Below are 24,027 nucleotides of genomic sequence, written 5' to 3' on the forward strand. Positions count from 1 at the left end.
GTCTGTCATTGTGGGTCTCGTTGACGGTGGTCCTGAGGAGAGGGCCATCGCGGCGAAGGGGAGGACGTCAGTGAAGGTCGCATTCAACCTGCTGGTCATCGGTGCGGATATCGGCATGCAGCACGCGCGCCAGCTCGAGCGGCTGAAGGCGCTCGGCTACGATGCCGTAGAGGTTCCCGTCTTCTCCGGCAAAGAGCAGCACTATGCGGCGGTCGGCCGGCTTCTTGCCGATATCGGCCTCGTCGCCGGTGCCGCGGCCGTCGCGACGCCGGAGGCCAACCCCATCAGCGCAGACGCGTCGGTGCGGGCGAAAGCCCGCGATCACCATCGCTGGATCGTCGACTGCACCGCAGCCATGGGTGGGGAGATTGTCGCCGGCCCGCTGCACTCCCCTGTGGGTGTCTTCACCGGGTTTGGGCCGACGCCGGAGGAATTCGATCGCTGTGTGGAGGCGATGCATGCACTGGCCGACTATGCGGCACCGGCGGGTGTCCGCATTTCGGCCGAAGCGGTCAACCGTTTCGAATGCTACATGATGTCGACCGTCGCGCAGGCGTCGGCCGTCTACCGCGCCGTCAATCACCCGAATTATGGCTACATGTTCGACACGTTTCACGCCAATATCGAGGAAAAGGATCCGCCGGCGACCTACGAGCGCTACCATAATGAGATCAACCATTTTCATGTTTCGGAGAACGATCGGGGCGTCCCGGGCTCCGGCCATGTGCCCTTCGCCGCGCATTTCGATGCGCTGCGCCGCTGCCGCTACGATGGCTGGCTGACGGTGGAATCTTTTGGCCGTGCCCTGCCGGAGCTTGCCGGTGCCACACGCGTCTGGCGCGATCTTTTCGATGACCTCGACAGCCTCTTTGCCGAAAGCGTCGCCTTTGTCAGGCGCGAATGGGCGGCGGCGGGAGAGCGGCTGGCATGACGGTCGAACCCGCCCTCGCCATGACCGGCATCAGGAAGGCCTTTCCGGGCGTGCGTGCACTCGACGCGGTGGATTTCGAGTGCCTGCCGGGCGAGGTCCATGCGATCTGCGGCGAGAATGGCGCGGGCAAATCCACGCTGATGAAGATCCTTGGCGGCAGCTACCGCCCGGATGCGGGCGAGATTCGTCTAGCGGGCAGGGCGGTGCATTTCACGCATCCACGGCAAGCGGCCGAGGCGGGCATCGCCATCATCCACCAGGAGCTCAGCCTCCTGCCGCACCGCACGGTGGCGGAAAACATCTTCATGGGCCGCGAGATCGCCAAACGCGGCATGCTCGACAAGGCAGCCATGCGGGACAGGGCGGCAGGGCTTCTTGCGCGCGTTGGCGCGGATGTCGATCCGCAAACGCTCGTCTCCTCGTTGTCCATCGCCGTGCAGCAGCTTGTCGAAATCGCCAAGGCGCTGCTTCTCGACGCGCGCATCCTTGTCATGGACGAGCCGACGGCGGCCCTCGACGAGCGCGACAGCCGCACGCTTCTTAATCTCGTGCGCATCCTGCGCGGCGAGGGGGTATCCATCGTCTATATCTCCCATCGCATGCCCGAGGTCACGGCCATCGCCGACCGCATCACCGTGCTGAAGGACGGCCGCAGGATCTGGACGCGACGCACCGGAGAGGCGCCGGTCGGCGAGATCGTGCGGGCGATGGTCGGCCGTGACCTCAAGGATTTCTACCCAGCCCCGCCATCGTCCGCGCCCGGCCCTGTGCTGCTTGCGGTTGAGGAGGGTGCGAATGCCTACATGCGGGACATCGCCTTCGAGGTGCGCACAGGCGAGATCGTCGGCGTGGCAGGACTGGAGGATTCCGGCAAGGCGGCGCTGGCGCAGGCGCTGGTCGGCGACGCGCCGTTAACGAGCGGAACGGTGTTCCTGCGTGGTCAGCCGTTGGCGCTTCGAACACCCCGCCAGGCGACGGCAGCAGGCATCGGCTATCTGCCGGGCGACCGCAAGGGCGAGGGGCTGGCACTGCGCCAGTCCGTGCGCGACAACGCGCTTCTTGCCCTGCGCGCCATCGCGGGGCTTTTCACGCGGCCGGAACATGGCCGTCTGGCGCCCGATGCCATCGACGAGAAACTGCGTGCCATGGATGTGCGCGCGGCGGATTTCGGCCAGGAGATCGGCACGCTCTCGGGCGGCAACCAGCAGAAGGCGATCATCGCGCGCTGGCTGGCGCAGGAATCCGACGTGCTGGTCTTCGTGGAGCCGACACGCGGCATCGACATCGCCGCCAAGGCTGCGATCTACGAGACCATGCGCCGCTTCGCCGATCTGGGGCGCGGCATCGTCGTCGTCTCTTCAGATATGCCGGAGCTGATCGGCATCGCTGATCGCATCGTCGTCATGCATCGCGGCCGAATGGCTGGAACAGTACCGCGTGGCGCGCAGGAGGAGGACGTCATGCACCTCGCGCTCGGCACCAGCGGTGCGCCGGAAAAGGAGGAAAGCCCATGACGACGGATATTACCAGGATCACGCCGCGTGCGCCGCGCCTGCCGGTCTCCGTACTGCTCGCGGGCTTGTCTCTCGGCTTCTACATCATCATCGCGCTGTCGACCGGCGAAACCGCGCAGTTGAGCCCATCGGGCATCCTCGGCCTCTTCCAGCGCATGGTGGCGCTGGGTCTGGTGGCCATCGGGCAGACCTTTGTGATCCTCGTCGGCTCGATCGACCTTTCGGTCGCGGCACTCATCAGCGCCGTCGCCGTTCTCGCCTCGCACGTCATGCAGGGCGATCCGACCATGATGCTGCCGGCCATCGTGCTTTGTCTTGGTCTCTGCCTCATGGTCGGCCTGATCAACGGCGCGCTGGTCGCATATGGCGGGATCAATCCGCTGATCGCCACGCTCGGCACGGGGCTCGTCATCCAGGGCGTTCTGGCGGCATCTTTCGGCATGTTGCAGGGGGCGGTTGCGCGCGAGTTCCAGGTCCTGGCCTATGGTGGGCTACTAGGGGTGCCCTATTCGCTCGTGCTTCTCGCCGCGCTGTCGCTGGCCGCCGCCTTCGTGCTGGACCGCACCCTGTTCGGCGCGCGCATCTATGCCGTCGGCGGCAATCCGGACGGCGCGCGGCTTGCCGGTATTCGCACCGAGCAGGTGATCCTGTCCGCCCATGTCGTGGCCAGCCTCTTCGCCGGTGCGTCGGGGCTCTATCTTGCCGCGCGCCTGCAATCGGGCACGCCCTGGATCGGCCGCGACGGCATCTACGATCTCGAATCCATCGCCGTCACGGTCATCGGCGGCACGATCCTGGCCGGCGGCAAGGGCGGGGTGGCGGGCACGCTTGCCGGCGTGCTGCTCTTTGCCAGCCTAGATGCGGGCTTCAACATGCTGGGCATCGATGCCTTCCTGAAACAGGTGCTGCGCGGCGCCATCGTGATCGCAGCCGTCGCCGTCCACGCCGTCCGCACGAAGGGGCATGTCGCATGACCACCGCGCCGCAGGCCTCTGCGCTTCCCCGCCGCCCCGCGCGCATCGCGCTCAATGCCGGCCTCGTGATCTTCGTCGTGCTCTATGCCGCCATCGCCTTCATCCAGCCGAACTATCTGGAGCCGGGGCTGTTCATGAACTTCCTGCGCCGCGCGGCACCGCTCGTCATTCTCGCCTGCGGCCAGCTTTACGTCATCCTGACCGGCGGCTTCGACTTGTCCATGGGCGCCGTCGCGACGCTCGTTGTTCTGGCGGCATCGATCCTCATCAACGGTGATCCGGAGACGACCTGGGCCGTGATCGGCGCACTCTATGTCATGGGTATCGCCGTCGGTCTGGTAAACGGCCTCGTCGTCGCCTTTCTCAAGGTGCCATCGATCATCGCGACGCTCGGTGCCATGCTGTCCGTCAACGGTCTGGCGCTTGCCTGGTCGGGGGGGGCGGCGCGCGGCGACCTTCCCGAGAACTTTCGCAATCTTGGTCGGCTCGTGCTGCGCGACGTGCCGTTCGTTGGCACGCTTCCACTGGCGGTGATCGTCCTCTTGGGCTTCGTCGCGATCGCCTGGTGGGGGCTGAACGGTACGGTCTATGGCAAGCGCGCTCTTGTGGTCGGCGACAACCCGCGCGCGGCGGAACTGGCCGGCACGCCGGTCGCCGCCACGCGCATCCTCGCTTTTGTCGTCTCGGCCGTGTCGGCGGTGACGGCGGGCATCCTGCTTGGCGGCTTCTCCGGCGTTTCGGTGAATGCCGGAGAGGGACTGGAACTGCAGGCCATTGCCGCCTGCGTCATCGGCGGCGCGCAGCTGCTCGGCGGGCGGGGCTCGGTGTGGAGCGCGGTGTTCGGCGCCCTCAGCCTCTTTGCCCTTTTCACCCTGCTCAATCTGCTCGGCCTGCCGCAGGCGCTGCGCGACAGCATCCAGGGCGCGATCCTGATTGCCGCCGTGGGCGCAACCGTCTGGCGTGGCCGCCGGAGGGCCTAGGGGGAACTCGACATCAACCGCCGGCAAAGCCGGCATTCTGGAGGAGGAAGACATGACATTCAGGACACTTATGGCGACCACGGTGGCGCTCACATTCGCCAGCCAGGCGCTGGCGCAGGATTTCAACGATCCAGCCGAGTTCAAGAAGCAGCGCGAGCAGTTGGCGATGACGCCTCAGGGCCCGGAAGGCCAGCCCTGGGCGCAGCATCTCGGCGAGGGAATGGTCGATACGGTGAAGTACAAGAAGGACGGTCAGGTCACGCTCTGCTTCTCCAATGCCGGCGTCTTCAACCCATGGCGCGTGGTGGGCCTCAACAACCTCAATGCCGAGGCTGACCTGCACAAGGATCGCCTCAAGGAACTGATCGTCGTTGACGCGGAAGGCAAGGACGACAAGCAGATTTCCGATATCGAGGCGCTGGTCAGCGGCGGCAAGTGCGATGCGCTGATCGTGTCGCCGAACACGACGGCGGCGCTTACCCCGGCTGTCGAGGCGGCCTGCGACAAGCTCCCGGTCATCGTCTTCGACCGCGGCGTCAACACGTCCTGCCCGGTCACCTATATCCATCCGGTCGGCGGCTACGGCTTCGGGATTACGTCGGGCGAGTTCATAGCCGGCAAGCTGAAGAAGGGCGACAACGTGCTGGCGTTGCGCATCATGCCCGGCGTCGACGTGCTGGAGACGCGCTACTCGGCGGCGAAGAACATCTTCGATGAAGCCGGCATCAACGTGATCGGCTCTGAATTTACCGGCAGCGACCGGGCGAAGACAAAGTCCGTCGTGGAAGACTACATCAATCGCGGGGTCAAGATCGACGCGGTGTGGATGGATGCCGGGGATACGGCGACGGCTGCGCTGGAAGCCTTCGAGGATGCGGGCCTGCCCTATCCCGTCATCAGCGGCGAGGACCAGCAGGACTTCCTGCGCAAGTGGCAGTCGGACAAGCTGACGGCTATCGGCCCATCCTATCCGACTTATCAGTGGCGCACGGCCGTTATCGCCGCGCTGGATGTGCTTGACGGCAAGCAGGTGCCCGGACCCGAATGGGTGCTTCCGCAGCCGGCGATCACGCAGGACGTGCTGGCCGACTATGTCGACGAGCGGATGCCGCCGCTGCACTACAGCCTGTGCGGCTGCCAGGATCTGCCGGGCTATCCCGAGCGCTGGGGCGGCAAGAAGTAAGGGAACGGAAAAGCAGGGGGAGGGGGCGGTTTCGCCCCCTCGTCGCGTGGAGCGGCGGGCCGGCTCTCTCGGCCCGCCCTGTCTCCGGCCCTCCCTGCTTTCCGCACGGACTAAACCGTCATATGGCGATGCACGAGGTCATCCGTCAGCGCGGAAACCGGGCCTTGCGCGACGATGCTGCCCTTTTCCATCATGGCGAAATGATCCGAGGCCTCGCGCGCAAAGGCGATGTTCTGCTCCACGAGGATCACGGTCATGCCGAGTTCACGGTTGAGACGCACGATGGCACGCTCGATTTCCTCGACGATGGAGGGCTGGATGCCTTCGTTGGGCTCGTCGAGCAGCAGAAGCTTGGGGCCTGTGGCGAGCGCCCTTGCAATGGCCAGCTGCTGCTGCTGCCCGCCCGACAGGAGGCCGCCCTGACGGTCGAAATTCTCGACCAGATAGGGAAAGAGCTCCCCGACCAGTTCAGGCACGACATGCTTGCGGTCGGCACGTGCGAACGAGCCCATGAGGATGTTTTCCCGCACGGTGAAATCGGGAATGATCTCGCGGCCCTGCGGCACATAGGCGATGCCGGCGCGCGCGCGTTGGTGGGTCTGCGCAGATGAGATATCCTGGCCATCCAGCACCAAGGCGCCGGTGCTGCGGTCCGTCAGTGCCATCAGGGTCTTGAGGAACGTCGTCTTGCCGGTGCCGTTTCGACCGAGAACGCTTGTAATCCTGCCGGCGGGCACTTCCAGCGATATGCCTTGCAGAACATGACTGCGGCCGTAATAGCTGTTCAGGTTCTTGATCGAGAGCATCAGGATATTCCCTTCGAACCGAGATAGGCCGCGCGCACCCGCGCATCGGTCTCGATCTCCGCCACGCTGCCTTCCGCCAGCACCTCGCCGAGATGCAGGACGGTAATGTGCTGGGCGATTTCACGCACGAACCCCATGTCATGCTCGACGACGAGCAGGGTGTGGCGACCCTTGAGGCGGTTGATGATATCGGCGGTCTTGGACGTCTCGGCATGGGTCATGCCGGCCGTCGGCTCATCGAGCAGAATGACCTTCGGGTCCTGCGCCATCAGCATGCCGAGCTCCAGCCATTGGGTTTGCCCGTGGCTGAGGAACGCCGCCGTCTTGCGCGCGACCGCAACCAGGCCTGTCAGGTCCAGTATCTCGGCGATGCGACGCCGCTGCTCGGCCGAAACACCGAAGCGAAGATTTGCGAAAACAGACGGATGCTTGTTGCAGCAGGCCACCTGAATGTTCTGCTCGACGGTGAGATCGCGAAACACGCTGGGTATCTGGAACTTTCGGCCGATGCCGGCTCGGGCGATGCGGTGCTCCGGCCAGTTCGTGATGTCATGGCCGAAGACGCGCACGCTGCCGTCGGTGCTGCGGATCTTGCCGCTGATGAGATCCATCAGCGTGGTCTTGCCCGCGCCATTGGCGCCGAGGAGGACCCTGAGCTCGCCGCTCGCGACGCTCAGGCTGACATTCTTGATCGCCTTGAAGCCGCCGAAGGCAACGCTCAGACCGTTGAGTGCGAGTGCCTGGTTCATGTCACGCGGTCTCCGATCGTGCGGCACCCGCGGTCGCGGAGACCGAAGGCTGTTCATCCCGTTGGAAGCGGGCGACAAGCGAATGGGCGAGCCCGCCCAGGCCGCGCGGCATGAAGAGCACGACGAGCACGAAGATGAGCCCGATAATCGCCTTCCACGCTTCGACAAGCGCCTCGGTCTCGCTGACTTGCGCTTCGATCATGTTGATCAGGATGGCGCCGATGCAGGCGCCGAGCAGCGACGAGCGCCCGCCGACGGCCGCCCACACCACCATCGTCACCGAGAAGGAGAGGTCCATGAAGGTCGGCGAGGCGAATTCGGTGACGACCACGTAGAGCATGCCGGCATATCCGGCGATGGCCGCCGACACGACGAAGAAGAACGTCTGGTAGACGGGCACGTCGAAACCGAGGTAGCGGGCGCGCAGCTGGTCGTCGCGGATCGCCTGGAGGATAAGGCTCGCCCGTGTGTCGGCCAGCAGCCGTGCGGCAATCAGAGTGAGCGAAAGCGATGCCGCGCAAAGATAGTAGGTGGCCCGGCTGTAGGGATCGAACTCGATGCCGCCGATCGTCAGCCAGCCGAGGTCCGTCAGGCCGTTGAAGCCGTTGGTTATGGGTTGCGCGTCGACCAGGACGAGCCGCACGAGAAGCACGAGCGCCAATGTGATGATCGACACGAAGACGCCGGAGATGCGTTTGCGGAAGATGATGGCGCCGAGCACGCCTGCGATGACGACCGGCAGGACGATACCCATGGCAAGGCCGAACCACTGGTGCTGGAAAGGCAACCAGAGGACGGATCCCTTGTTGATGCAGCACAGGTCCGTCGGCGCTCCGGGCTCTGCGTTCCACAGCATGAAATCCGGCACTGGCGTGTCCGAGCCCTGCGCCAGGCTTGTGGGACTGGAAAGCTTCAGCGACATGGCGAGCATATAGGCCCCCATGCCGAAGAACAGGCCCTGTCCCAGGTTGAGAATGCCGGCATAGCCCCATGTCAGGGCGATGGCGACCCCGAGCATGCCGTAGACGAGATATTTCGCGATGCGGTTCAGCCAGAACTCGTCGCCGAAAGCCGGAGCGAGGAAGAGCGCGGCAATGAACAGTCCATAGGCCGCGAGCTGGATCTTGCGTTCGAGCGCCATGGGGTCAGCGTCCTTTGTATGAGAAGAGCCCGTTGGGCCTGAACAGGATCACGCCGATCACGACCGCGAAAACCACCGCGCGCGCGATGATGTCGTTCGTGCCGATTGCGACGAGCGCATTGATCTCACCGAGAAGGCCCGAGGACAGGATCGTGCCGAAAATGCTGCCGACGCCGCCGGTGACGACGACCATGAAGCCATCGACCACCATGGTCGCGCCCATATCGGGAAACACGGTCTTGAAGCCCGACATCATGACGCCGGCAACGCCTGCGAGCCCCGAACCGAAGGCGAAGGTCAGCGCGTTGACGCGCTTGACGTCGATGCCGCAGGCGGCGGCCATCTTCGGATTGCGGATGATCGCGCGCACCTGCACGCCGGCCGATGTGCGGTAGAGGATGAGCCAGGTCAGCGCCGTCAGCGCGAGCGTCACGCCGATGATGAAGGCGCGGTAGCCGTTGAATTCCAGCCCGGCGACGGAGACCGTACCCTGCAGATAGGCCGGCACGGTCACGTTCTGAAGACCAGGGCCGAGCCCGTCGATATGGATGCCGAAGAAGGTGAGGCCGAATTCGAGACGCACGGCCTGCTGGATGAGGATGGAAATCCCCCAGGTGGCCAGAAGCGTATCGAGAAGGCGGCCATAGAGGCGACGCACCACGAGGCGCTCGATGAGAAGCCCGAGCAGGGCGGTCACCACGAAGGCGATGGGGATGGCGAGCAGGAAATTGGCGCCGAGCCAGATGCTCGACAGCACGGCGACATAGGCGCCGATCATCACCATTTCGCCATGCGCCATGTTGATGACGCCCATGGCGCCATAGGTGATGGCAAGCCCCAGCGCCACCAGCAGCAGGATCGAGCTGAGGCTGAGGCCAATGAAAATCACATCAAACATTGAGCTGTTCCTTCCGGTCAGCGAAAGCCGCCGGGCCGCAAGGACCCGGCGGGCGCTGTTCGCCGCCTTAGCCCTTGAGCTTTGCCTGATCGAGGCCCTTGGCGGTGCAGAACAGGTTGTCTTCGGTCTCGCCATAAGCGGAATAGGGCAGCGGCTTCACCGGGGCCGGCTCCTCGCGGACGATCTTGCTCTGGCCGTCGGCCTGCCACTGGCCGATGCGCGGCGTCATCCAGCAATGCAGATTGTCGGCGTCGATCGTCACCTTGCCGCCGGGCGCATCGTAGCTCTGGCCGCGAATGGCGTCGCGCACACCCTGCGGATCCAGATTGCCAGCCTTCTCGACCGCCTGTTTCCAGAGGAAGACCTGGAAGTAGGCCGCTTCGAGCGAGTGATAGGTAACGGCCTTCGGATCGTTGGTGAACTTGCGGAAATTGTCGATGAAGGTGCGGTTCGCAGGCGTATCGATCGACATGAAGTAAGGCACCGACATGTAGCTGCCGGCCGCATATTCCGCGCCCATCGCGGCGATCTCGATTTCCGAGGTCACCGTCGCGCAGATCGGGATGGTCTCATGGGAAAGACCCTGGTTCTTGAACTCGCGATAGAAGGCGATGATGCTGTCGCCGACCACGTTGGAGAGCACGACGTCGGCGCCCGATTCCTTGATCTTGTTGACCATGACCGCCCATTCGGAATGGCCGAGTTCCAGATACTCGTCCGCCACCCATTCGGCGCCGCTGGCCTCGATGAGCTTCTTGGAGACCTTCGCCATCTCGCGCGGATAGACGTAGTTCGAGCCGACGATGAAGAACTTCTTCTTGCCGAGCGTCTCCACGATCCAGGGAATGTACTTGCCGAGCTGCTGGTTGGGCACCGCGCCGGAATAGACCACGTTTCGCGAGCACTCGAAGCCTTCGTAGTGGGTCTGGTAGAACAGCGTGGCGTTGCGGCGCTCGAAGATCGGCAAGACGGCCTTGCGGCTCGCCGAGGTGTGGCAGCCGAACACGGTATCGATCTTGTTCTTGAGGATGAGGGACGAGGCCTTCTCGCTGAAGGTCTTCGGATCGGAGGCGCCGTCTTCCACGACGACCTCGATTGGCCGGCCGAGCACGCCGCCTGTGGCGTTGATCTCGCTTGCGGCCATCTGCACTGCATTGGCAAGAAGCTTTTCGACGACCGACAAACCGCCGGTCTGGGAGTAAAGTGCGCCGACGCGGATCGGGTCGGCAGCAAAGGCGCGGCCGATGAGCGTCGGCGCCGAAAGGACGACCGATGCGGCCGCTGTGGTCTTCAGGAAATTGCGTCTGTTCAACATTGTGTTCCCCTTGTTGATGAACGTTGCATGCCGCGACGCCTCCGAACGCCGTAGAACGGCATTCCGGCGCTGATTTTCGCTTTGGTGGGACTGACGACCTTGTCAGGCGACAATAAAAAAACCCGCGAGGCTCCTTCGAACCTGCGGGCTACCTTGCCGTTGGCACTTTCCTCTGTGCCGCTTCCATGAATGGCCATGACGTTGCACGGGGACCCATGGATATATTGTGTCCCTCAGGACAGGGACGAACTAAGCACGTTTCGGAGAGGCGCGCAAGTGCTCCTCGGATAGAACGATGGACTTCGCCACCTCCTCGATGGAAACGCGGCGCTCCATCGCCTGTCGCCTAAGATCTTGATATGCTTCGTTTTCCGTCGCCCCATTGTGGGCCATGAGAATGGCCTTGGCGCGGGCGAGCTGCTGGTCGCCCATGGCTTTCCTGCGGTACTTGCGTGCCTCCTTGAGGAGGCGCTGCTGCTCCAGCCAGAGGTTTCTGGCAATGGCGAGATTGGTCAGCAGGCCGAAAGGTTTTATCGGCCGCTCGACCACGGCCTGGGCTCCGCTTTCCAGCACGATCTGGAGTGTCGACGGGTTCTCGTAACCGACGATCGCCAGCATGGTCGGGCCGGGTTTGGGCTGGTTCTTGATGAACCGCTCGATCTCGGGACGGGCGTCGTCCTCGATCGCCAGGAAGACCACGTCGGTGCCGAGGGGCAGCTCCGGTGGAACGGGCCAGATCTGGGTGGGAGTGCAGCCGATACGCCTTAGATGCTCGGTCAGCGACTGGCCCTCGGCGTTGTTGGGATGGAGCACGAGCACCTTGAGGTCCCGGAGATCTCGTAGAAGCGCAAATGACATCCTGCCTCCTAAAGACCGACGGCATCGCGGGTCGCCGACATCGCCGACTCCGGTCTGTATTCCAGCATGAACGGATCGGGCGCGACGCGGACGGAGGGATCGTAGACGATGTCGTATTCGCCGTTTGCGTTCACCTTCGCCACCCGCGGCCACAGATGGGTGTGATTGGTGGCGCCGTCTATCTTCACCAGCCCCTGCGGTGCATCGTATTCGACGCCCGCAAGGGCCGGCAGCAGATCACCGAGCGCCATGCTGCCTGTCCGTTCGAGGGCCTGGGCGAAGAGGTGGACCTGGAAATAGGCCGCCTCGGCCGGTGCGGTCGGAAGGACGTCGTCACCGAATGCCTTGTGGTAGCTTGCGACGAATTCCCGCGCCTGGGGGCGGTTGATCGTGGAGAAGAACGGCGCTGCGGTGACGTGACCCTCGGCGACGCTGGGCGCCAGCTGCCGGAAGTCGGCCTCGCTGGTCGATTGGCTGGCGATAGGCATGTGTTTGGAATCGAAGCCCGCCGCTTTGAAGGCCTTGAAGAAGGGAACGATGCCGTCTCCCACGACCGTGGAATAGATGACGTCGGGCTTCGTGCGACGGATGCGCTCGATGATCGTTGCGATGCTGGCGTCATCAAGGGCGAGTGGAACATACATCTCGTCCACCACCTGGCCGCCGCCGCGCAGGAAGAGATCGGCGATGGTGCGGTTCGATTCATAGGGATAGACGTAGTTCGAGCCGACGAGAAACACCCGGTTGCCGTAGTTCTGCGTGAGGAACTGGACGAGCTGCACGGAATTCTGGTTCGGCGCCGCGCCCGTATAGATGCAGTTGCGCGAATATTCGAAGCCCTCGTAGAGGGTGGGATAGAACAGAAGCGCGCCGCGCGCCTCGATCACCGGCAGTGCGGCCTTGCGTGTGCTGGACATGTGGCAGCCGAAGACGACGTCGACCCGGTCCTGGTCGACGAGCTTCAAGGCCATGTCGCGATAGTTCGCGGGGATGGACGCGGGGTTGTAGGCGATCGGCACGATGGGCCGCCCCCGCACCCCGCCGGCGCGATTGATCTCGTCTATCGCGAGGAATGTCGCGGCGCGCTGTGTGCGCTCCACCGCGCCGGTCACCCCGGTTTCCGAAAAAAGGACGCCAACGCGCCAATCATCATTTCGCATGCCTACCGCCAAAACAAAAAAGCTCCCGCCCGTTGCCGGTCGAGAGCCACCCCGCTCAAGGATCCTGAAATACCAATAGCCCGGATCATGTCAGGCCGCCGGCAATCTGGCAAGGGCGACATTGCCACGCCGCGCATAAGAGTGAGCGTCGCCGTGCCGTCACACGACCGTTCGAGACGAACCGGGCCGGCACGCCATGCCGGCCCGGCTTTAGCGCAGCGGTCAGACCGCCGGCTTGCGATGCAGCGTGGCCTGCTCATAGGCATAGGCGAAGTTGATGATCTTGGCGTCATCCCACTGCCGCGCGAGGAAGATGAGTTCGAACGGCGCGCCCGAAGCATAGTATCCGGCGGGCACGGTGATGCCTGGAATGCCGGCAATGTTGAGCTCACCCACCGTGGTTTCCTTGATCGCATCGCCGGAATGCAGGCCGGGCAGTTCGCCGAGCATCTGCGGATAGGCGAGCGCGTCGAGCTGGTGGTGCGCGAACACCGTATCGAGCAGCCTGAGATAGGTTTCCTTGAGGGCCGCGAATTCCGGCATGGCCGGCGGCACGGCCGGCGCCTTCACGGCTTCCAGGAAGTCCGGCAACTCGTTGAGGTAGCCGAGGATCGCGCCGGGGGCGAGCGGATTTTCCGCGCTCGTCGCAGCGGCAAACTCCTCCCAGCTCTTCAGAGCCGCCTCGGGACCGAGGCGGCGCAGATAGCAGGTGATGTCGTAGGGCAGGGATTCCAGTCCGCGCCCGTCGAAGAACGGCGTGCCGGGCGTGATCTGCCGGTGGGTGTTGAAATCCGTGCCGGCAAAGGGATCGTCGACGAGGATGGCGCCGGCGGCGGCCAGTTCGCCCTTGGCGCGCTCGTAAAGTGCCGCCGTCTCGTCGGAAAGCGTATCCTTGCGCCAACCCGGACCGTAAAGGCCGATCCGCTTGCCCTTGAGGGCGTCGCGCGAGAGATTGGCGGCAAAGCCGCCCGGCGGAATGTGACCGATGGATGCGAGCGTCTTGGGGTCCTCGCAGGTGAAGCCGGCGATAGCGTCGAGGCAGAGGGCGGCGTCTGCGACCGTGCGGGCGATCGGCCCGACGACATCGCGATTGCTCGAAAGCGGAACGACGCCGGCATTCGGCACCATGCCGATGGTCGGCTTGATGCCGACGAGACCCTGTGCGGAGGCGGGGTTCTGGATCGAGCCGCCGGTTTCCTCGGCAAGGCCGACAAGGCACATATGCGCGGCGACGGCACTTGCCGTGCCCGCGCTGGAGCCGCCCGGCGCGCGGTCCTCGATGGCGACGTTGATCGTCGGTCCCGCCCAGCTGTCATTGGCGTGGGTGCCGGTCCAGCTCAGGATCGGCACATTCGTCTTGCCGAGGATCACGGCGCCCGCGGCCTTCATGCGCGCCGCCACCGGGGCATCCCGCTCGGGGAAGAGATCGACGCCGCCGGTGCCCGAATAGAGCAGGCGCCAGCCTGCCGTGGTCGGATAGCCCACCATGTCGACCGTATCCTTGATGACGACGGGGATGCCGGCCAGCGGCCCGAGCGCTTCGCCGGCCGCCCGGCGGCGGTCGATCTCGCGGGCCTGCTCAAGGGCGTCGTCGCACGAGAAGATAATGGCATTGTATTTGCCGTTCAGCTTCTCGACCTGGGCGAGCGAGGCGCGCACGAGGTCTTCGGAAGTCAGCGTGCCGGCCGCGAAGGCTGCCTGCACCTGCGCAATGGTGAGGCTGCCGAGATCGGCGAGCAGATCGGGAACGATTCTGGCAGAGACGGTCATGATGGGTCCTTTCCGCGCGAGACAAGCGCATGGGGCACCCGGAGCGGTGCTCCGGCTGCGCAAGATGGACCGCAACAGGCAAGACGCGCGCCTTTGCGCGGCGCACGACATCGACGGTTGCGGGTTGATTGTCTGACGTCCTTGTCAGGAGGAGGATCGGCTCGCATCCCCATGTGGCGGGGCAGATGCGCCTGGCCGTGACCGTGGCCTTGCGGCATGGCCGGAGCGGGCAAGGGGACGGTCGAAGAGAGTGTGCGACGCCTGCGAATGTCCGTCAAGGTGGATTCTTGCCGGACACCCCGCAACCCCGCGGCGTTTTGGCGGACACGGTTCGCCAGTCGCGCGGCGTATTGAAAAAGCGACCGGGTACCGGTTGGATTACGTCCGTTCTGGTCTATGTTCACAGTCAGAAACAGGCCCGGCCGGAGCGAAGCCGGTAAAACAGGAGGAGGCGAGATGACCGATCCGAAAATGATGTCGCAGATGGAAGACAAGCCCGGATTTATCGCCGCGCTCGACCAGAGCGGCGGTTCGACGCCCGGTGCGCTGAAGCTCTACGGCATTGCCGAGACCGACTATGACGGCGATGAGGCGATGTTCCGCCTGATGCATGAGATGCGGGTGCGCATCATGACCGCGCCGGCCTTCTCCGGCGACCGGGTGATTGGGGCGATCCTGTTCGAAAAGACGATGGATGGCGAGGCGGGCGGCAAGTCCGTGCCGACCTATCTCTGGGAAGACCGCGGCGTCGTGCCGTTCCTGAAGGTCGACAAGGGCCTAGCGGCAGAAGAAAACGGCGCACAGGTGCTGAAGCCGATGCCCGATCTCGACGCGCTGCTCAAGCGCGCGACCGCCAAGGGCATATTCGGCACCAAGATGCGCTCGGTCATCGCCAAGGACGACAAGGCCGGTGTCGGCGCGGTCGTGCGCCAGCAGTTCGAGATCGGCCGCCAGATCCTTGACCACGGCCTCGTCCCGATCATCGAGCCGGAAGTCTCCATCGGCAGCCCCAGCAAGCAGGAGGCGGAAGCGCGCCTGCGCGACGAACTCGCCCGCGAGCTGGATGCGTTGCCGGCCGGCACGCGGGTTTTCCTCAAGCTCACCCTTCCGACCCAGGCGGATTTTTACAAGCCGCTGGTCGAGCACAAGGCCGTCGCGCGCGTCGTGGCGCTGTCGGGTGGTTACAGCCGCGCGGATGCCTGCGAAAAGCTCAGCCGCAACCACGGCATGATCGCCAGCTTCTCCCGCGCGCTCACGGAGGACCTGCGCGCGACGATGGACGACGCGGCGTTCAATGCGAGCCTCGGGAAGACGATCGAGGAAATCTACGCGGCGAGCGTCAACAAGGTCTGACCGCGCTTTGACGCGCTCCGTCGCGCGATTTATGACGGGGCGAGGGGGTGACGGTGAGCATGGTTTCCAATCGCAACGAGCTATCCGATCTGGCGGTGTTCCTCCAGATCGTTCGCGCCCGCAGTTTCCGCAAGGCCGCCGACCAGCTTGAAATCTCCGTGTCCGCCCTCAGCCACCGCATGAAGGCGCTGGAGGCGAGGCTCGGCGTGCGGCTCTTGAACAGGACGAGCCGAAGCGTTTCCCCCACGGCGGCGGGATCCGCACTGGCCGAGAAGGTCTCGGCCGGTCTCGATCTCATCGCGAGCGGGCTGGAGGAGTTGCAGGGTCGCTTCAGCGGTATCGCGGGCAGCGTGCGCATCAATGTGCTGCGCGATGCCGTCGACCTGCTGCTCACGCCGGTGCTGCCGCTGTTTCGCGAGCGCTATCCGAATATCGAACTGGAAATCGCCTCCAACGACTACTTCGTGGACGTGACGGCGGAGGGCTTCGATGCGGGTCTGCGCTACGCCGGCACCATTCCCGAGGACATGATCGCCGTGCCGGTGACGGAGGCGCTGAACTGGGTGGCTGTCGCCTCGCCCGCCTATCTCGCCCGCTCGGGACGGCCCACCAAGCCCGAGGACCTGCTGTCGCACAATTGCATCCGTATCCGCACGGGGCGTGGGCAGATCTATCACTGGGAATTCGAGCGCGGCGAGGACAAGCGGCAGATCGATGTGCCCGGTGCGCTGATATCGGGCTCGACGGATGTCTCGGTGTCGGCGGCGCTATCGGGCATCGGCATCGCCTATTGCCTGGAGAAGGTGGCCGAACCGTATCTGCGGGCCGGTCGGCTGGAGCGTGCGGTGCCGGACTGGTCGTCGCTCGGGCCGCCGCTGGCCTTCTACTATTCCAGCCGGCGGCAGGTGCCCTACGGTTTGCAGGCGCTGATCCAGACCATCCGCGAAGTGCAACCGCGCCATCGTTGAGCCTGGCTCAATGATCCGTTGAGCGATTGGTCATTGATGCAATGATCGCGACGGCGTACCCCTGATGCCGGACTGCCGGAGCCCGGTCCCGCCCGGCTGAAATACAAAGGAGACAGCATGTATCTCGCCAATCCCAACCGTTACGACGGCACCGATTATCGCCGCAGCGGAAACGCCGGTCTCCGCCTGCCGCCGATTTCGCTCGGCCTCTGGCACAATTTTGGTGGCATCGATCTCTTCGAGACCGGTCGAAGCGTCGTGCGCCGCGCTTTCGACCGTGGTGTCACGCATTTCGACCTCGCCAACAATTACGGCCCGCCGCCCGGTTCCGCGGAAGAGAATTTCGGCGTCATCCTGAAGAAGGATTTTCTCCATCACCGTGACGAGCTCGTCATCTCGTCGAAGGCGGGCTGGGAGATGTGGGACGGGCCCTATGGCCGCGGCGGCTCGCGCAAGCACTTGCTCGCGTCCCTGGACCAGAGCCTGCAGCGCATGGGTCTCGACTATGTCGATATCTTCTACTCCCACCGTCCGACGGAGGATGTGCCGCTCGAGGAGACGATGGGCGCGTTGATCCACATGGTGCGGCAGGGCAAGGCGCTCTATGTCGGCCTGTCCTCCTATGGGCCGGAGCGCACCCGCGCGGCCGAGCGCATCCTGCGTGCCGAAGGCGTGCCCCTGCTGATCCATCAGCCGTCCTATTCCATGCTCAACCGCTGGATCGAGGACGGCCTGCTCGACACGCTGGGCGAACTCGGCGTCGGCTGCATCGCATTCTCGCCGCTCGCGCAGGGTCTGCTCACGTCCAAATATCTCAACGGCGTTCCGCAGGACGCGCGCGCTGCCCGCGCAGGCTCGTTCGACGAGGCCCTGCTGAGCGAAGGCAACCTTGCCCGCGTGCGCGCGCTGAACGAGATCGCCAAGCGCCGCGGCCAGTCGCTCGCCCAGATGGCGATCGCCTGGGTGCTGCGGGATCCGCGCGTGACGTCCACGCTGATTGGCGCGCGAAACGTCGCCCAGCTCGACGATTCGCTTGATGCGTTGCAAAATCTCGCCTTCAGCGAGGAAGAGCTGAAAGAAATCGATACCCACGCCACGGAAGGCGGCATCGACCTCTGGCGCGATATGATCAGCGCGAAATGACGCGGTTCTGAAACACGGCCTGCGCCGCACCCGGCTCACCGTGTGCGGCGCAGGCTCTGCAATCTGAAGGGAGAAGGCGAATGGAATATCGGCAGCTTGGCCGCTCCGGCCTCAAGGTTTCGGCAATCACCATGGGCACCATGACCTTCGGGGGCGTGGGCTGGGCGAAGACGGTGGGCGATCTTGGCGTCGCCGATGCGCGCCGCCTCGTCGACCTCTGCGTCGATGCCGGGGTGAACCTCATCGATACGGCGGATGCCTATTCGCAGGGCGTGTGTGAGGAAATTCTCGGCGAAATCCTCGGCGGCCCGCGCCGAAGCGGCGTCCTGATCGCTACAAAGGCCCGCTTTCCGATGGGCGACGGCCCGAATGACCGCGGTCTGTCGCGCCAGCACCTCATCGCCGCCTGCGAGGCAAGCCTGAAGCGGATGAAGACCGACGTGATCGATCTCTACCAGGTGCACGAATGGGATGGCCTCACCCCGCTGGAAGAGACCATGGAAGCGCTCGATACGCTCGTGCGTCAGGGCAAGGTGCGCTATATCGGCTGCTCGAACTTCTCCGGCTGGCACATCATGAAGGCGCTCGGCGTGTCGGAGCGCGACAGGCTCCAGCGGTTCGTGAGCCAGCAGATCCACTATACGCTGGAGAGCCGCGACGCTGAAAACGAGCTTGTTCCCATCAGCATCGACCAGGGCCTCGGCATCCTCGTCTGGAGCCCGCTCGCCGGCGGCCTTCTGTCCGGCAAGCATCGCCGCGATCAGGGTGCGCCGGAAGGCACGCGCCAGTTTGCCGGCTGGACGGAGCCGCCGATCCGCGATGAAAACCGCCTCTGGTCCATCGTGGAGACGCTGGTGGCCATTGCCGGAGAGCGTGGTGTCTCGGCCGCACAGGTGGCGCTCGCCTGGCTGCTTGGCCGCAAGGGCGTGACATCCGTCATCATCGGCGGGCGCACCGAGGCACAGTTCAAGGACAATCTCGCCGCCGCGGAGCTGAAGCTGAGCGACGAGGAACGTCGTCGTCTCGACCAGGTCAGCCAGCCGTGGCTGCAATATCCCTACTGGCACCAGAGAAACACTGCCAACGACCGTCTGGGCGAGGCCGATCTCAGCCTCATCGCGCCCTATCTGAACGGCGCCTGATGAGATCGACGATCCCGTGCGACCGACCACATTGGCGGCGCGCGGGATCGTCACGCGTTCCCGGCATCATCCCGGGTGGTCTCTTCAAGTCTCGTGGCGATGGTTCCGACCAGCACGTCCAGCGGTGCATCGATGTCCACGGTGACGGCGCTTTCATCGGCCTCCGGCGGCTCGAGCGCCGAAAACTGGCTGTCGATGAGGCTCGTCGGCATGAAATGCCCGGCGCGGGCGCCCATGCGCCTAGTGATCAGCTCGCGGCTGCCGGCAAGGTGCACGAACGTCACGGGTGCGCCGGCCTCTGCGCGGATGTGGTCGCGATAACGACGTTTCAGCGCCGAGCAGCCGATGATCAGGATGCTCTCCGGCTTTGCCAGTTTTCGGCCCACAAGGGTGAGCCATGGCCATCGGTCCTCGTCCGTAAGCGGCTCGCCGCGGCTCATCTTTTCGATATTCGCCTGCGGATGCAGGTCGTCGCCATCGAGATAGCGGGCGCCGAGACGTGCGGCGAGCGCCGCCCCGACGGCGGATTTTCCCGACCCGGCGACGCCCATGAGGACGATGCGCCGGGGCGTTTCAGAGCGAGGCCGTGATGCCGCCATCGACATAGAGCGTGTGTCCATTCACGAAAGAGGAAGCGTTGGAGGCGAGGAAGATGCAGGCGCCGACGAGTTCCTCGACCTTGCCCCAGCGCCCCGCCGGCGTGCGCTTTTCCAGCCAGGTGGAAAAGGTCTCGTCGGCGACGAGGGCCGCATTCAGCGGCGTCTCGAAATAGCCGGGCGCTATGGCGTTGCATTGCAGACCGTATCGCGCCCAGTCCGTCGCCATGCCCTTGGTGAGATTGCCGACGGCCCCCTTGGTGGCCGTATAGGGCGCGATGCCGGGGCGCGCGAGCGCGGTCTGGACGCTCGCGATGTTGATGATCTTGCCCGTGCCGCGCGCGATCATGTGGCGGGCGACAGCCTGTCCGACATTGAAGACGCTGGCGATATTGGTCTTCAGCAGCCGCTCGAAGGCGTCGGTGGGAAAGTCCTCCAGCGGCGCGCGGTGCTGCATGCCGGCATTGTTGACGAGGATGTCGATTGCGCCGACCTTCGCCTCGAAGGCATCGATCGAGGCGCGCACGGCTGCGTGATCCGTGACATCGAAGGCGAGCCTGTGGCTTGCACCGATCTCGCCTGCGGCTGCCGCGAGCTTGGCTTCGTCACGGCCGTTGAGCACGACATCGGCGCCTGCGGCCTTCAGGCCCCGCGCCAGAGCGAGGCCGATGCCTTGCGAGGAGCCTGTGACGAGGGCACGTTTTCCGGTCAGATCGAAGAGTTGGATGCTCATGGGCGAGACCTTAAGCGAATGCCCATGCCTAGCCAACGGCTTTACATGGATCAAGTCATCCTGAGGGTCGTGGCCCCTCGTCATACGGGTGGTGGCCGTGCCACCCCAACTGCGGGACTGCGTCGCGCAAGCACAACCTGTATTACATAATCTAAATATTTGCCGGATCACCTGCGAGATCGACGAGGCATTCATCCCCGCCCTCGATCAGTTGCGCCTCGATTTCAACGCTTCCGTCGCAACGCTCCGGACCGCGCTGCGAAAGGTTGGTGAAAACGCCTTCAGCATCGATGCGTCGGCCGGCGAACTGAGCGAAGCGGCGTCCAATCTTTCCATGCGGACCGAAAGACAGGCCGCGTCCGTGGAGGAAACGGCCGCGGCCCTCGACGAGATTACCGCGACGGTGAAAAGCTCCGTGGCCCGGGCCGAGGAAGCCGGCCAGATCGTCGCGCGGATGAAGGCCAGCGCCGAGCTTTCCGAGACGGTCGTCAAGCGCGCCGTCGCGACCATGGGCGAAATCGAATCCTCCTCGCGTGAGCAGTCGACCGGCTTTGCGGAGATCAACGCCGCCGTCGGTACGGTCGACCAGGGCACGCAGCAGAATGCCGCGATGGTGGAGCAGACATCGGCCGCGAGCGCCAACCTCGCCTTGCAATCCCAGGCGCTCAATGCGCTTTTGGCCACCTTCCAGCTCGGCGGAACAGTGCTGTCGCCTCGTCACGCAACGGGGCGCACCTCCGCCGGGCTTGCCGCGGCCTGAGCACAGGCCACGATGTTGTCGGCGCCGGACTTCAGTTCAGCAGGGTGCGCCGCAAGGTTTGCAGCGTTTCGGCCTGTTCGGGCGTCGGCTCGCCTTCGACCGCGGCCACCGCGTCGGCAATGGCGATCAATTCCTGACGTTCGGCGATATCGAGCCTGTTCAGCCAGAGATCCCGGAAGCGTCGGATCGGGTCCTGCGGGTTTACGACGTGGCGGGTTGCCCAGTCGGCGAAGATCATCACCTCGTCCATGTCCTGGGGTTTGATGATCCCGTTCATACGCGTCCGGATGACGGCCGACGCCTGGTCCTTGGCATGCGGCTTCTCGGCCGCAAGGGCCAGGAAGAACGCCACGGCGGCGATGGCCGGATCGGCAATCGAGGCGAGCGGTGCCGCTTCCGCCTTCTGGCGGAACTGCTTGCGCTTGTAGGCGCCGCGCATTCTTTCGATCGAGTCGATCACTTCGCTGCCGGCTTCCCGCACCATCTTGAAGCGCCAGTACCAGACCGCCGCACCACCGAGCACCATCACCAGAAGACCCACAAGATGCATCGCTCAAACCTCGTTTCGATTGCTTCGTTCAGGGCATACCCTGTCGGAACGGGCAAGCCGTGCAATCAATTCGATATTTCTTTCGATAATCTCGGCGATACGCCCTTTGGCTGGCGTGTGATCGCGCACGGCGCTGCCGCCTAGCGCGGCTTCTCGAGAAAGGCGCGTGCAGCTTCGGCAAGCACCATCGCGCCCTTCGGCAGGGCGGTCTCGTCGACGCGGAACTGCGGGTGATGCAACGGATAGACGGCGTCGATATCGGCGTTGCGGATGCCGAGGCGGAAATACACCGATGGGCACTTCTCGCTGTAGAAGGCGAAATCGTCGGCGGCGGTCCAGCCCGGCGCCATCAGGACATTGTCGCTGCCGACAACCGTCGCACCCGCGCGCTTGATGATATCGACCATGTCGGGGTCGTTGACGACGGCCGGCTCGCCACGCCTGATATCCACGGCGACCTCAGCGCCATGGGCGGCCGCAATACCGGCGAGAACCTGCCGCAGCCTTTGCCACGCCTTCTGCCGCGTCTCTTCAAGCCCGCTGCGGATCGTACCCCTGAGGCGGACTTCGGAGGCGATGACGTTATAGGCGCCGCCGCCTTCGATGCCGGTGACGGACACGACCAACGGATCGTAGGGATCGATCTCGCGCGCCACGATCTTCTGCACCTCCGTGACCATGGAACAGGCGACGGCAATGGCGTCGACGCCGTCGGACGGCTTGGCGGCATGCGCGGAATTGCCGGTGACGACGACATCGAAATTGTCGCAGGCCAGTGTGTAGGGACCTGCACCGACGGCGACCCGGCCGGCCGGCGTATAGGGATCGACGTGGATGCCGATTGCGGCATCCACGTCGTCGAGCAGGCCTTCTTCGATGACGCGCCGGCCGCCCAGCGGCTCGGCCTCCTCGGCCGGCTGGAAGATCAGCCGGACCGTGCCGCTGAAGCTCTCCCGGTGCGCGTCGAGCAGCACGGCGGCGGCATAGCCCATCGCCGCGTGGGCGTCGTGTCCGCAGGCATGCATGACGCCGGCCCGCTCGGACGCGAACGGCACGCCGGAAGCCTCGGTGATCGGCAGCGCATCGATATCGGCGCGGATCACCACCTTGCGGTTCGATGGTCCTGCGGTGCCGACGATATCCACGGCAAGGCCGAACCCGGCCACGGGACGGACTGTCTCGAAGCCCGCATCGACCAACGCCTCCCGCAGATAGGCCTGCGTCTTGCGTTCCTCGTTGGACAATTCGGGATGGCGATGCAGATGGCGGCGGATATCGATCATCCGGCCTGCCAGCGCCGCATCCATCTTCATGCCGGTATCGTCAGGCTTTGACATGGATATCCCGCGGGAAGCGCGTGAGGGTTTCGCAGCCGCTATCGTTGACGAGGATGGTTTCGCTGACCTCGATGCCCCAGCCGTCCATCCACATGCCGAGAATGGAGTGCAGCACGTTGCCGGGTTTCAGGATGGTCGTGTCGCCGGGGCGCAGGCTGATCGTGTGTTCGCCCCAGTCCGGCGGATAGGCGACACCGATCGAATAGCCGATGCGTGATTCCTTCTTGAGGCCATAGCGCTGGATCACCTGGCGCCAGGCCGCCTCGACGGCTTCGGCCGTCACGCCCGGCCGGATGGTCTCGAGAACGGCTTCCATGCCCTCCAGAACCGCCTTGCTCGTGTCGCTCACCTTGGCGGGCATGGCGCCGAGCTGCATCGTTCTGGCAAGACCCGCCGTGTAGCGGCGCACGACACCCGCCAGTTCAAGCGCCACCGTTTCGTTTTCGCCAAACCGCCGGTCGCTCCACATGACATGCGGCGCCGACGCGTTCTCACCGCCGAGGATGGTCGGCGGCAGCGCGGTGATGTCGCCGGCGAAGTCCGGCGAGCCGGCGACCTGCGCGGCCTGGATCTTCGCGATGGCGTCGCATTCGCGAACACCGGGTGCGATGACATCATAGGCGGCGGTCACGGCAGCCTCGGCCAAACGCGAGGCCTTGCGCAGATAGTCGATCTCGGCAGGCGATTTCACGCTGCGCACCCAGTTCACCAGCAGGTCCGCATCGTGGAAGGTCGCATTCGGCAGGCCGGCGGTGAGGCGGGCATGCGCCTTGGGCGAATAGTAATAGGCTTCCAGCTCGATGCCGATACGCCCCTTGCCCCAGCCCTTGTTGGTCATCCATGCGGCGATCCAGTCCATGGGATGGCGGTCGGCGCGCTGGACGTGGTCTTCGGGAAAGCCGACCACGTTTTCCGGCTTCATCCACGCCGTGAGCAGGCCACCGGCCGCATCCATGGCACGGCCGATCCAGACGGGCTCCTCGTCGGCCAGCGGCACGAGCACGACCTGCGGCGTATAGAAGGACCAGCCGTCGTACCCGGTGATGTAATGCTGGTTGGCGACGTCGTTGACGATGAGCAGATCGAGATTGCGGCGTGCCATCTCCGTTCGGATGGCCTGGAGACGGGCCTTGTATTCCGTCAGCGCGAAGGGAAGCTGGATCATG

23 protein-coding genes are annotated in these 24,027 nt (G+C 64.7%); 10 read left to right on the plus strand and 13 right to left on the minus strand.

Features of this window, described 5'->3' with window-relative positions; translation table 11 throughout:
- Positions 1–70: 70 nt before the first annotated feature.
- The 5 genes from B5M41_RS00180 to B5M41_RS00200 are packed head-to-tail and all read left to right on the plus strand — an operon-like array spanning position 71 to position 5,582.
- Entirely contained in the window at positions 71–931 is an 861-nt protein-coding gene (locus B5M41_RS00180) for a sugar phosphate isomerase/epimerase family protein (RefSeq protein WP_160871112.1), read from the plus strand.
- Complete coding sequence (locus B5M41_RS00185) at positions 928–2,445, plus strand: sugar ABC transporter ATP-binding protein (protein WP_134651093.1); 1,518 nt, start codon at positions 928–930, stop codon at positions 2,443–2,445. Before B5M41_RS00180 ends, B5M41_RS00185 begins: the two co-directional genes overlap by 4 nt.
- Positions 2,442–3,419: an ABC transporter permease gene (locus B5M41_RS00190; RefSeq protein WP_134651091.1), complete on the plus strand. Its 978-nt coding sequence runs from the start codon at positions 2,442–2,444 to the stop codon at positions 3,417–3,419. The genes B5M41_RS00185 and B5M41_RS00190 overlap by 4 nt, the downstream gene beginning before the upstream one ends.
- Positions 3,416–4,399, plus strand: coding sequence for an ABC transporter permease (locus B5M41_RS00195; protein ID WP_134651089.1), 984 nt, complete (start codon positions 3,416–3,418; stop codon positions 4,397–4,399). Before B5M41_RS00190 ends, B5M41_RS00195 begins: the two co-directional genes overlap by 4 nt.
- A gap of 52 nt (positions 4,400–4,451) precedes the next feature.
- Positions 4,452–5,582, plus strand: a complete 1,131-nt coding sequence (locus tag B5M41_RS00200; protein ID WP_230639932.1) for a substrate-binding domain-containing protein — start codon at positions 4,452–4,454, stop codon at positions 5,580–5,582.
- A gap of 110 nt (positions 5,583–5,692) precedes the next feature.
- On the opposite strand, the gene urtE is transcribed toward B5M41_RS00200, so the two are convergent.
- The 8 genes from urtE to B5M41_RS00240 form a co-directional block, all read right to left on the minus strand.
- Positions 5,693–6,388, minus strand: coding sequence for an urea ABC transporter ATP-binding subunit UrtE (gene urtE / locus B5M41_RS00205; RefSeq protein ID WP_134651087.1), 696 nt, complete (start codon positions 6,386–6,388; stop codon positions 5,693–5,695).
- Positions 6,388–7,137 (minus strand): urea ABC transporter ATP-binding protein UrtD, encoded by a 750-nt coding sequence (gene urtD, locus B5M41_RS00210; protein WP_134651084.1) that lies wholly within the window; start codon positions 7,135–7,137, stop codon positions 6,388–6,390. Before urtD ends, urtE begins: the two co-directional genes overlap by 1 nt.
- Before the next feature lies 1 nt (position 7,138).
- Positions 7,139–8,278 (minus strand): urea ABC transporter permease subunit UrtC, encoded by a 1,140-nt coding sequence (gene urtC / locus B5M41_RS00215; protein WP_134651082.1) that lies wholly within the window; start codon positions 8,276–8,278, stop codon positions 7,139–7,141.
- Positions 8,279–8,282: 4 nt separating this feature from the next.
- Positions 8,283–9,176: an urea ABC transporter permease subunit UrtB gene (urtB, locus tag B5M41_RS00220; protein ID WP_134651080.1), complete on the minus strand. Its 894-nt coding sequence runs from the start codon at positions 9,174–9,176 to the stop codon at positions 8,283–8,285.
- Positions 9,177–9,243: 67 nt separating this feature from the next.
- Positions 9,244–10,491 carry a transporter substrate-binding domain-containing protein gene (locus B5M41_RS00225; RefSeq protein ID WP_134651078.1) on the minus strand — a complete coding sequence of 416 codons (1,248 nt, stop codon included), beginning with the start codon at positions 10,489–10,491 and terminating at the stop codon, positions 9,244–9,246.
- A 249-nt stretch (positions 10,492–10,740) separates the two neighbouring features.
- Positions 10,741–11,349 (minus strand): ANTAR domain-containing response regulator, encoded by a 609-nt coding sequence (locus tag B5M41_RS00230; protein ID WP_134651076.1) that lies wholly within the window; start codon positions 11,347–11,349, stop codon positions 10,741–10,743.
- An 8-nt stretch (positions 11,350–11,357) separates the two neighbouring features.
- On the minus strand, positions 11,358–12,509 hold the full coding sequence (locus B5M41_RS00235; protein ID WP_134651074.1) for a transporter substrate-binding domain-containing protein: 1,152 nt from the start codon (positions 12,507–12,509) through the stop codon (positions 11,358–11,360).
- Between the two features lie 222 nt (positions 12,510–12,731).
- Entirely contained in the window at positions 12,732–14,279 is a 1,548-nt protein-coding gene (locus B5M41_RS00240) for an amidase (RefSeq protein ID WP_134651072.1), read from the minus strand.
- Positions 14,280–14,735: 456 nt separating this feature from the next.
- Here B5M41_RS00240 and B5M41_RS00245 point away from each other — a divergent pair, with 456 nt between their 5' ends.
- The 4 genes from B5M41_RS00245 to B5M41_RS00260 all read left to right on the plus strand — a co-directional run bounded on the left by B5M41_RS00245 (position 14,736) and on the right by B5M41_RS00260 (position 18,885).
- Positions 14,736–15,632, plus strand: coding sequence for a fructose bisphosphate aldolase (locus B5M41_RS00245; RefSeq protein ID WP_134651070.1), 897 nt, complete (start codon positions 14,736–14,738; stop codon positions 15,630–15,632).
- A gap of 59 nt (positions 15,633–15,691) precedes the next feature.
- Positions 15,692–16,600, plus strand: a complete 909-nt coding sequence (locus B5M41_RS00250; RefSeq protein WP_134651125.1) for a LysR family transcriptional regulator — start codon at positions 15,692–15,694, stop codon at positions 16,598–16,600.
- A 117-nt stretch (positions 16,601–16,717) separates the two neighbouring features.
- On the plus strand, positions 16,718–17,743 hold the full coding sequence (gene mgrA, locus B5M41_RS00255; RefSeq protein ID WP_134651068.1) for an L-glyceraldehyde 3-phosphate reductase: 1,026 nt from the start codon (positions 16,718–16,720) through the stop codon (positions 17,741–17,743).
- A gap of 80 nt (positions 17,744–17,823) precedes the next feature.
- Positions 17,824–18,885, plus strand: a complete 1,062-nt coding sequence (locus tag B5M41_RS00260) for an aldo/keto reductase (protein WP_134651066.1) — start codon at positions 17,824–17,826, stop codon at positions 18,883–18,885.
- Between the two features lie 50 nt (positions 18,886–18,935).
- On the opposite strand, the gene B5M41_RS00265 is transcribed toward B5M41_RS00260, so the two are convergent.
- Together B5M41_RS00265 and B5M41_RS00270 are read right to left on the minus strand one after the other, a co-directional pair.
- Entirely contained in the window at positions 18,936–19,436 is a 501-nt protein-coding gene (locus tag B5M41_RS00265) for a gluconokinase (RefSeq protein WP_134651064.1), read from the minus strand.
- A 22-nt stretch (positions 19,437–19,458) separates the two neighbouring features.
- The gene (locus tag B5M41_RS00270) at positions 19,459–20,214 is read right to left on the minus strand and encodes an SDR family oxidoreductase (protein WP_134651062.1); all 756 of its coding nucleotides are present in this window, start codon (positions 20,212–20,214) and stop codon (positions 19,459–19,461) included.
- A gap of 97 nt (positions 20,215–20,311) precedes the next feature.
- Between B5M41_RS00270 and B5M41_RS00275 the strand changes: the two genes are divergently transcribed.
- A complete protein-coding gene (locus tag B5M41_RS00275) occupies positions 20,312–20,974 on the plus strand; it encodes a methyl-accepting chemotaxis protein (protein WP_167719350.1) in 663 nt (220 codons plus the stop codon).
- A 31-nt stretch (positions 20,975–21,005) separates the two neighbouring features.
- Here the strand turns inward: B5M41_RS00275 and B5M41_RS00280 are convergent, their stop codons facing one another.
- The 3 genes from B5M41_RS00280 to B5M41_RS00290 all read right to left on the minus strand — a co-directional run bounded on the left by B5M41_RS00280 (position 21,006) and on the right by B5M41_RS00290 (position 24,026).
- The gene (locus B5M41_RS00280; protein WP_134651058.1) at positions 21,006–21,524 is read right to left on the minus strand and encodes a hypothetical protein; all 519 of its coding nucleotides are present in this window, start codon (positions 21,522–21,524) and stop codon (positions 21,006–21,008) included.
- 140 nt (positions 21,525–21,664) lie between these two features.
- Positions 21,665–22,861, minus strand: a complete 1,197-nt coding sequence (locus B5M41_RS00285; protein ID WP_134651056.1) for a M20 metallopeptidase family protein — start codon at positions 22,859–22,861, stop codon at positions 21,665–21,667.
- Entirely contained in the window at positions 22,848–24,026 is a 1,179-nt protein-coding gene (locus B5M41_RS00290; protein WP_134651054.1) for a M24 family metallopeptidase, read from the minus strand. Before B5M41_RS00290 ends, B5M41_RS00285 begins: the two co-directional genes overlap by 14 nt.
- Between the last annotated feature and the right edge of the window lies 1 nt (position 24,027).

The organism is Shinella sumterensis (assembly GCF_004514425.2).
In the GTDB taxonomy this organism is placed as follows: Bacteria; Pseudomonadota; Alphaproteobacteria; order Rhizobiales; family Rhizobiaceae; genus Shinella; species Shinella sumterensis.

Bases quoted from the DNA above. Each gene is read 5' to 3' on its own strand.
- B5M41_RS00265 (WP_134651064.1), bottom strand. From the start codon at position 19,436: ATGGGCGTCGCCGGGTCGGGAAAATCCGCCGTCGGGGCGGCGCTCGCC.
- B5M41_RS00260 (WP_134651066.1), top strand. From the start codon at position 17,824: ATGGAATATCGGCAGCTTGGCCGCTCCGGCCTCAAGGTTTCGGCAATC.
- B5M41_RS00235 (WP_134651074.1), bottom strand. From the start codon at position 12,509: ATGCGAAATGATGATTGGCGCGTTGGCGTCCTTTTTTCGGAAACCGGG.
- B5M41_RS00250 (WP_134651125.1), top strand. From the start codon at position 15,692: ATGGTTTCCAATCGCAACGAGCTATCCGATCTGGCGGTGTTCCTCCAG.
- B5M41_RS00240 (WP_134651072.1), bottom strand. From the start codon at position 14,279: ATGACCGTCTCTGCCAGAATCGTTCCCGATCTGCTCGCCGATCTCGGC.
- B5M41_RS00225 (WP_134651078.1), bottom strand. From the start codon at position 10,491: ATGTTGAACAGACGCAATTTCCTGAAGACCACAGCGGCCGCATCGGTC.
- B5M41_RS00195 (WP_134651089.1), top strand. From the start codon at position 3,416: ATGACCACCGCGCCGCAGGCCTCTGCGCTTCCCCGCCGCCCCGCGCGC.
- urtE (WP_134651087.1), bottom strand. From the start codon at position 6,388: ATGCTCTCGATCAAGAACCTGAACAGCTATTACGGCCGCAGTCATGTT.
- B5M41_RS00290 (WP_134651054.1), bottom strand. From the start codon at position 24,026: ATGATCCAGCTTCCCTTCGCGCTGACGGAATACAAGGCCCGTCTCCAG.
- mgrA (WP_134651068.1), top strand. From the start codon at position 16,718: ATGTATCTCGCCAATCCCAACCGTTACGACGGCACCGATTATCGCCGC.
- B5M41_RS00185 (WP_134651093.1), top strand. From the start codon at position 928: ATGACGGTCGAACCCGCCCTCGCCATGACCGGCATCAGGAAGGCCTTT.
- urtD (WP_134651084.1), bottom strand. From the start codon at position 7,137: ATGAACCAGGCACTCGCACTCAACGGTCTGAGCGTTGCCTTCGGCGGC.
- B5M41_RS00245 (WP_134651070.1), top strand. From the start codon at position 14,736: ATGACCGATCCGAAAATGATGTCGCAGATGGAAGACAAGCCCGGATTT.
- B5M41_RS00280 (WP_134651058.1), bottom strand. From the start codon at position 21,524: ATGCATCTTGTGGGTCTTCTGGTGATGGTGCTCGGTGGTGCGGCGGTC.
- B5M41_RS00230 (WP_134651076.1), bottom strand. From the start codon at position 11,349: ATGTCATTTGCGCTTCTACGAGATCTCCGGGACCTCAAGGTGCTCGTG.
- urtB (WP_134651080.1), bottom strand. From the start codon at position 9,176: ATGTTTGATGTGATTTTCATTGGCCTCAGCCTCAGCTCGATCCTGCTG.
- B5M41_RS00270 (WP_134651062.1), bottom strand. From the start codon at position 20,214: ATGAGCATCCAACTCTTCGATCTGACCGGAAAACGTGCCCTCGTCACA.
- B5M41_RS00190 (WP_134651091.1), top strand. From the start codon at position 2,442: ATGACGACGGATATTACCAGGATCACGCCGCGTGCGCCGCGCCTGCCG.
- urtC (WP_134651082.1), bottom strand. From the start codon at position 8,278: ATGGCGCTCGAACGCAAGATCCAGCTCGCGGCCTATGGACTGTTCATT.
- B5M41_RS00285 (WP_134651056.1), bottom strand. From the start codon at position 22,861: ATGTCAAAGCCTGACGATACCGGCATGAAGATGGATGCGGCGCTGGCA.
- B5M41_RS00200 (WP_230639932.1), top strand. From the start codon at position 4,452: ATGACATTCAGGACACTTATGGCGACCACGGTGGCGCTCACATTCGCC.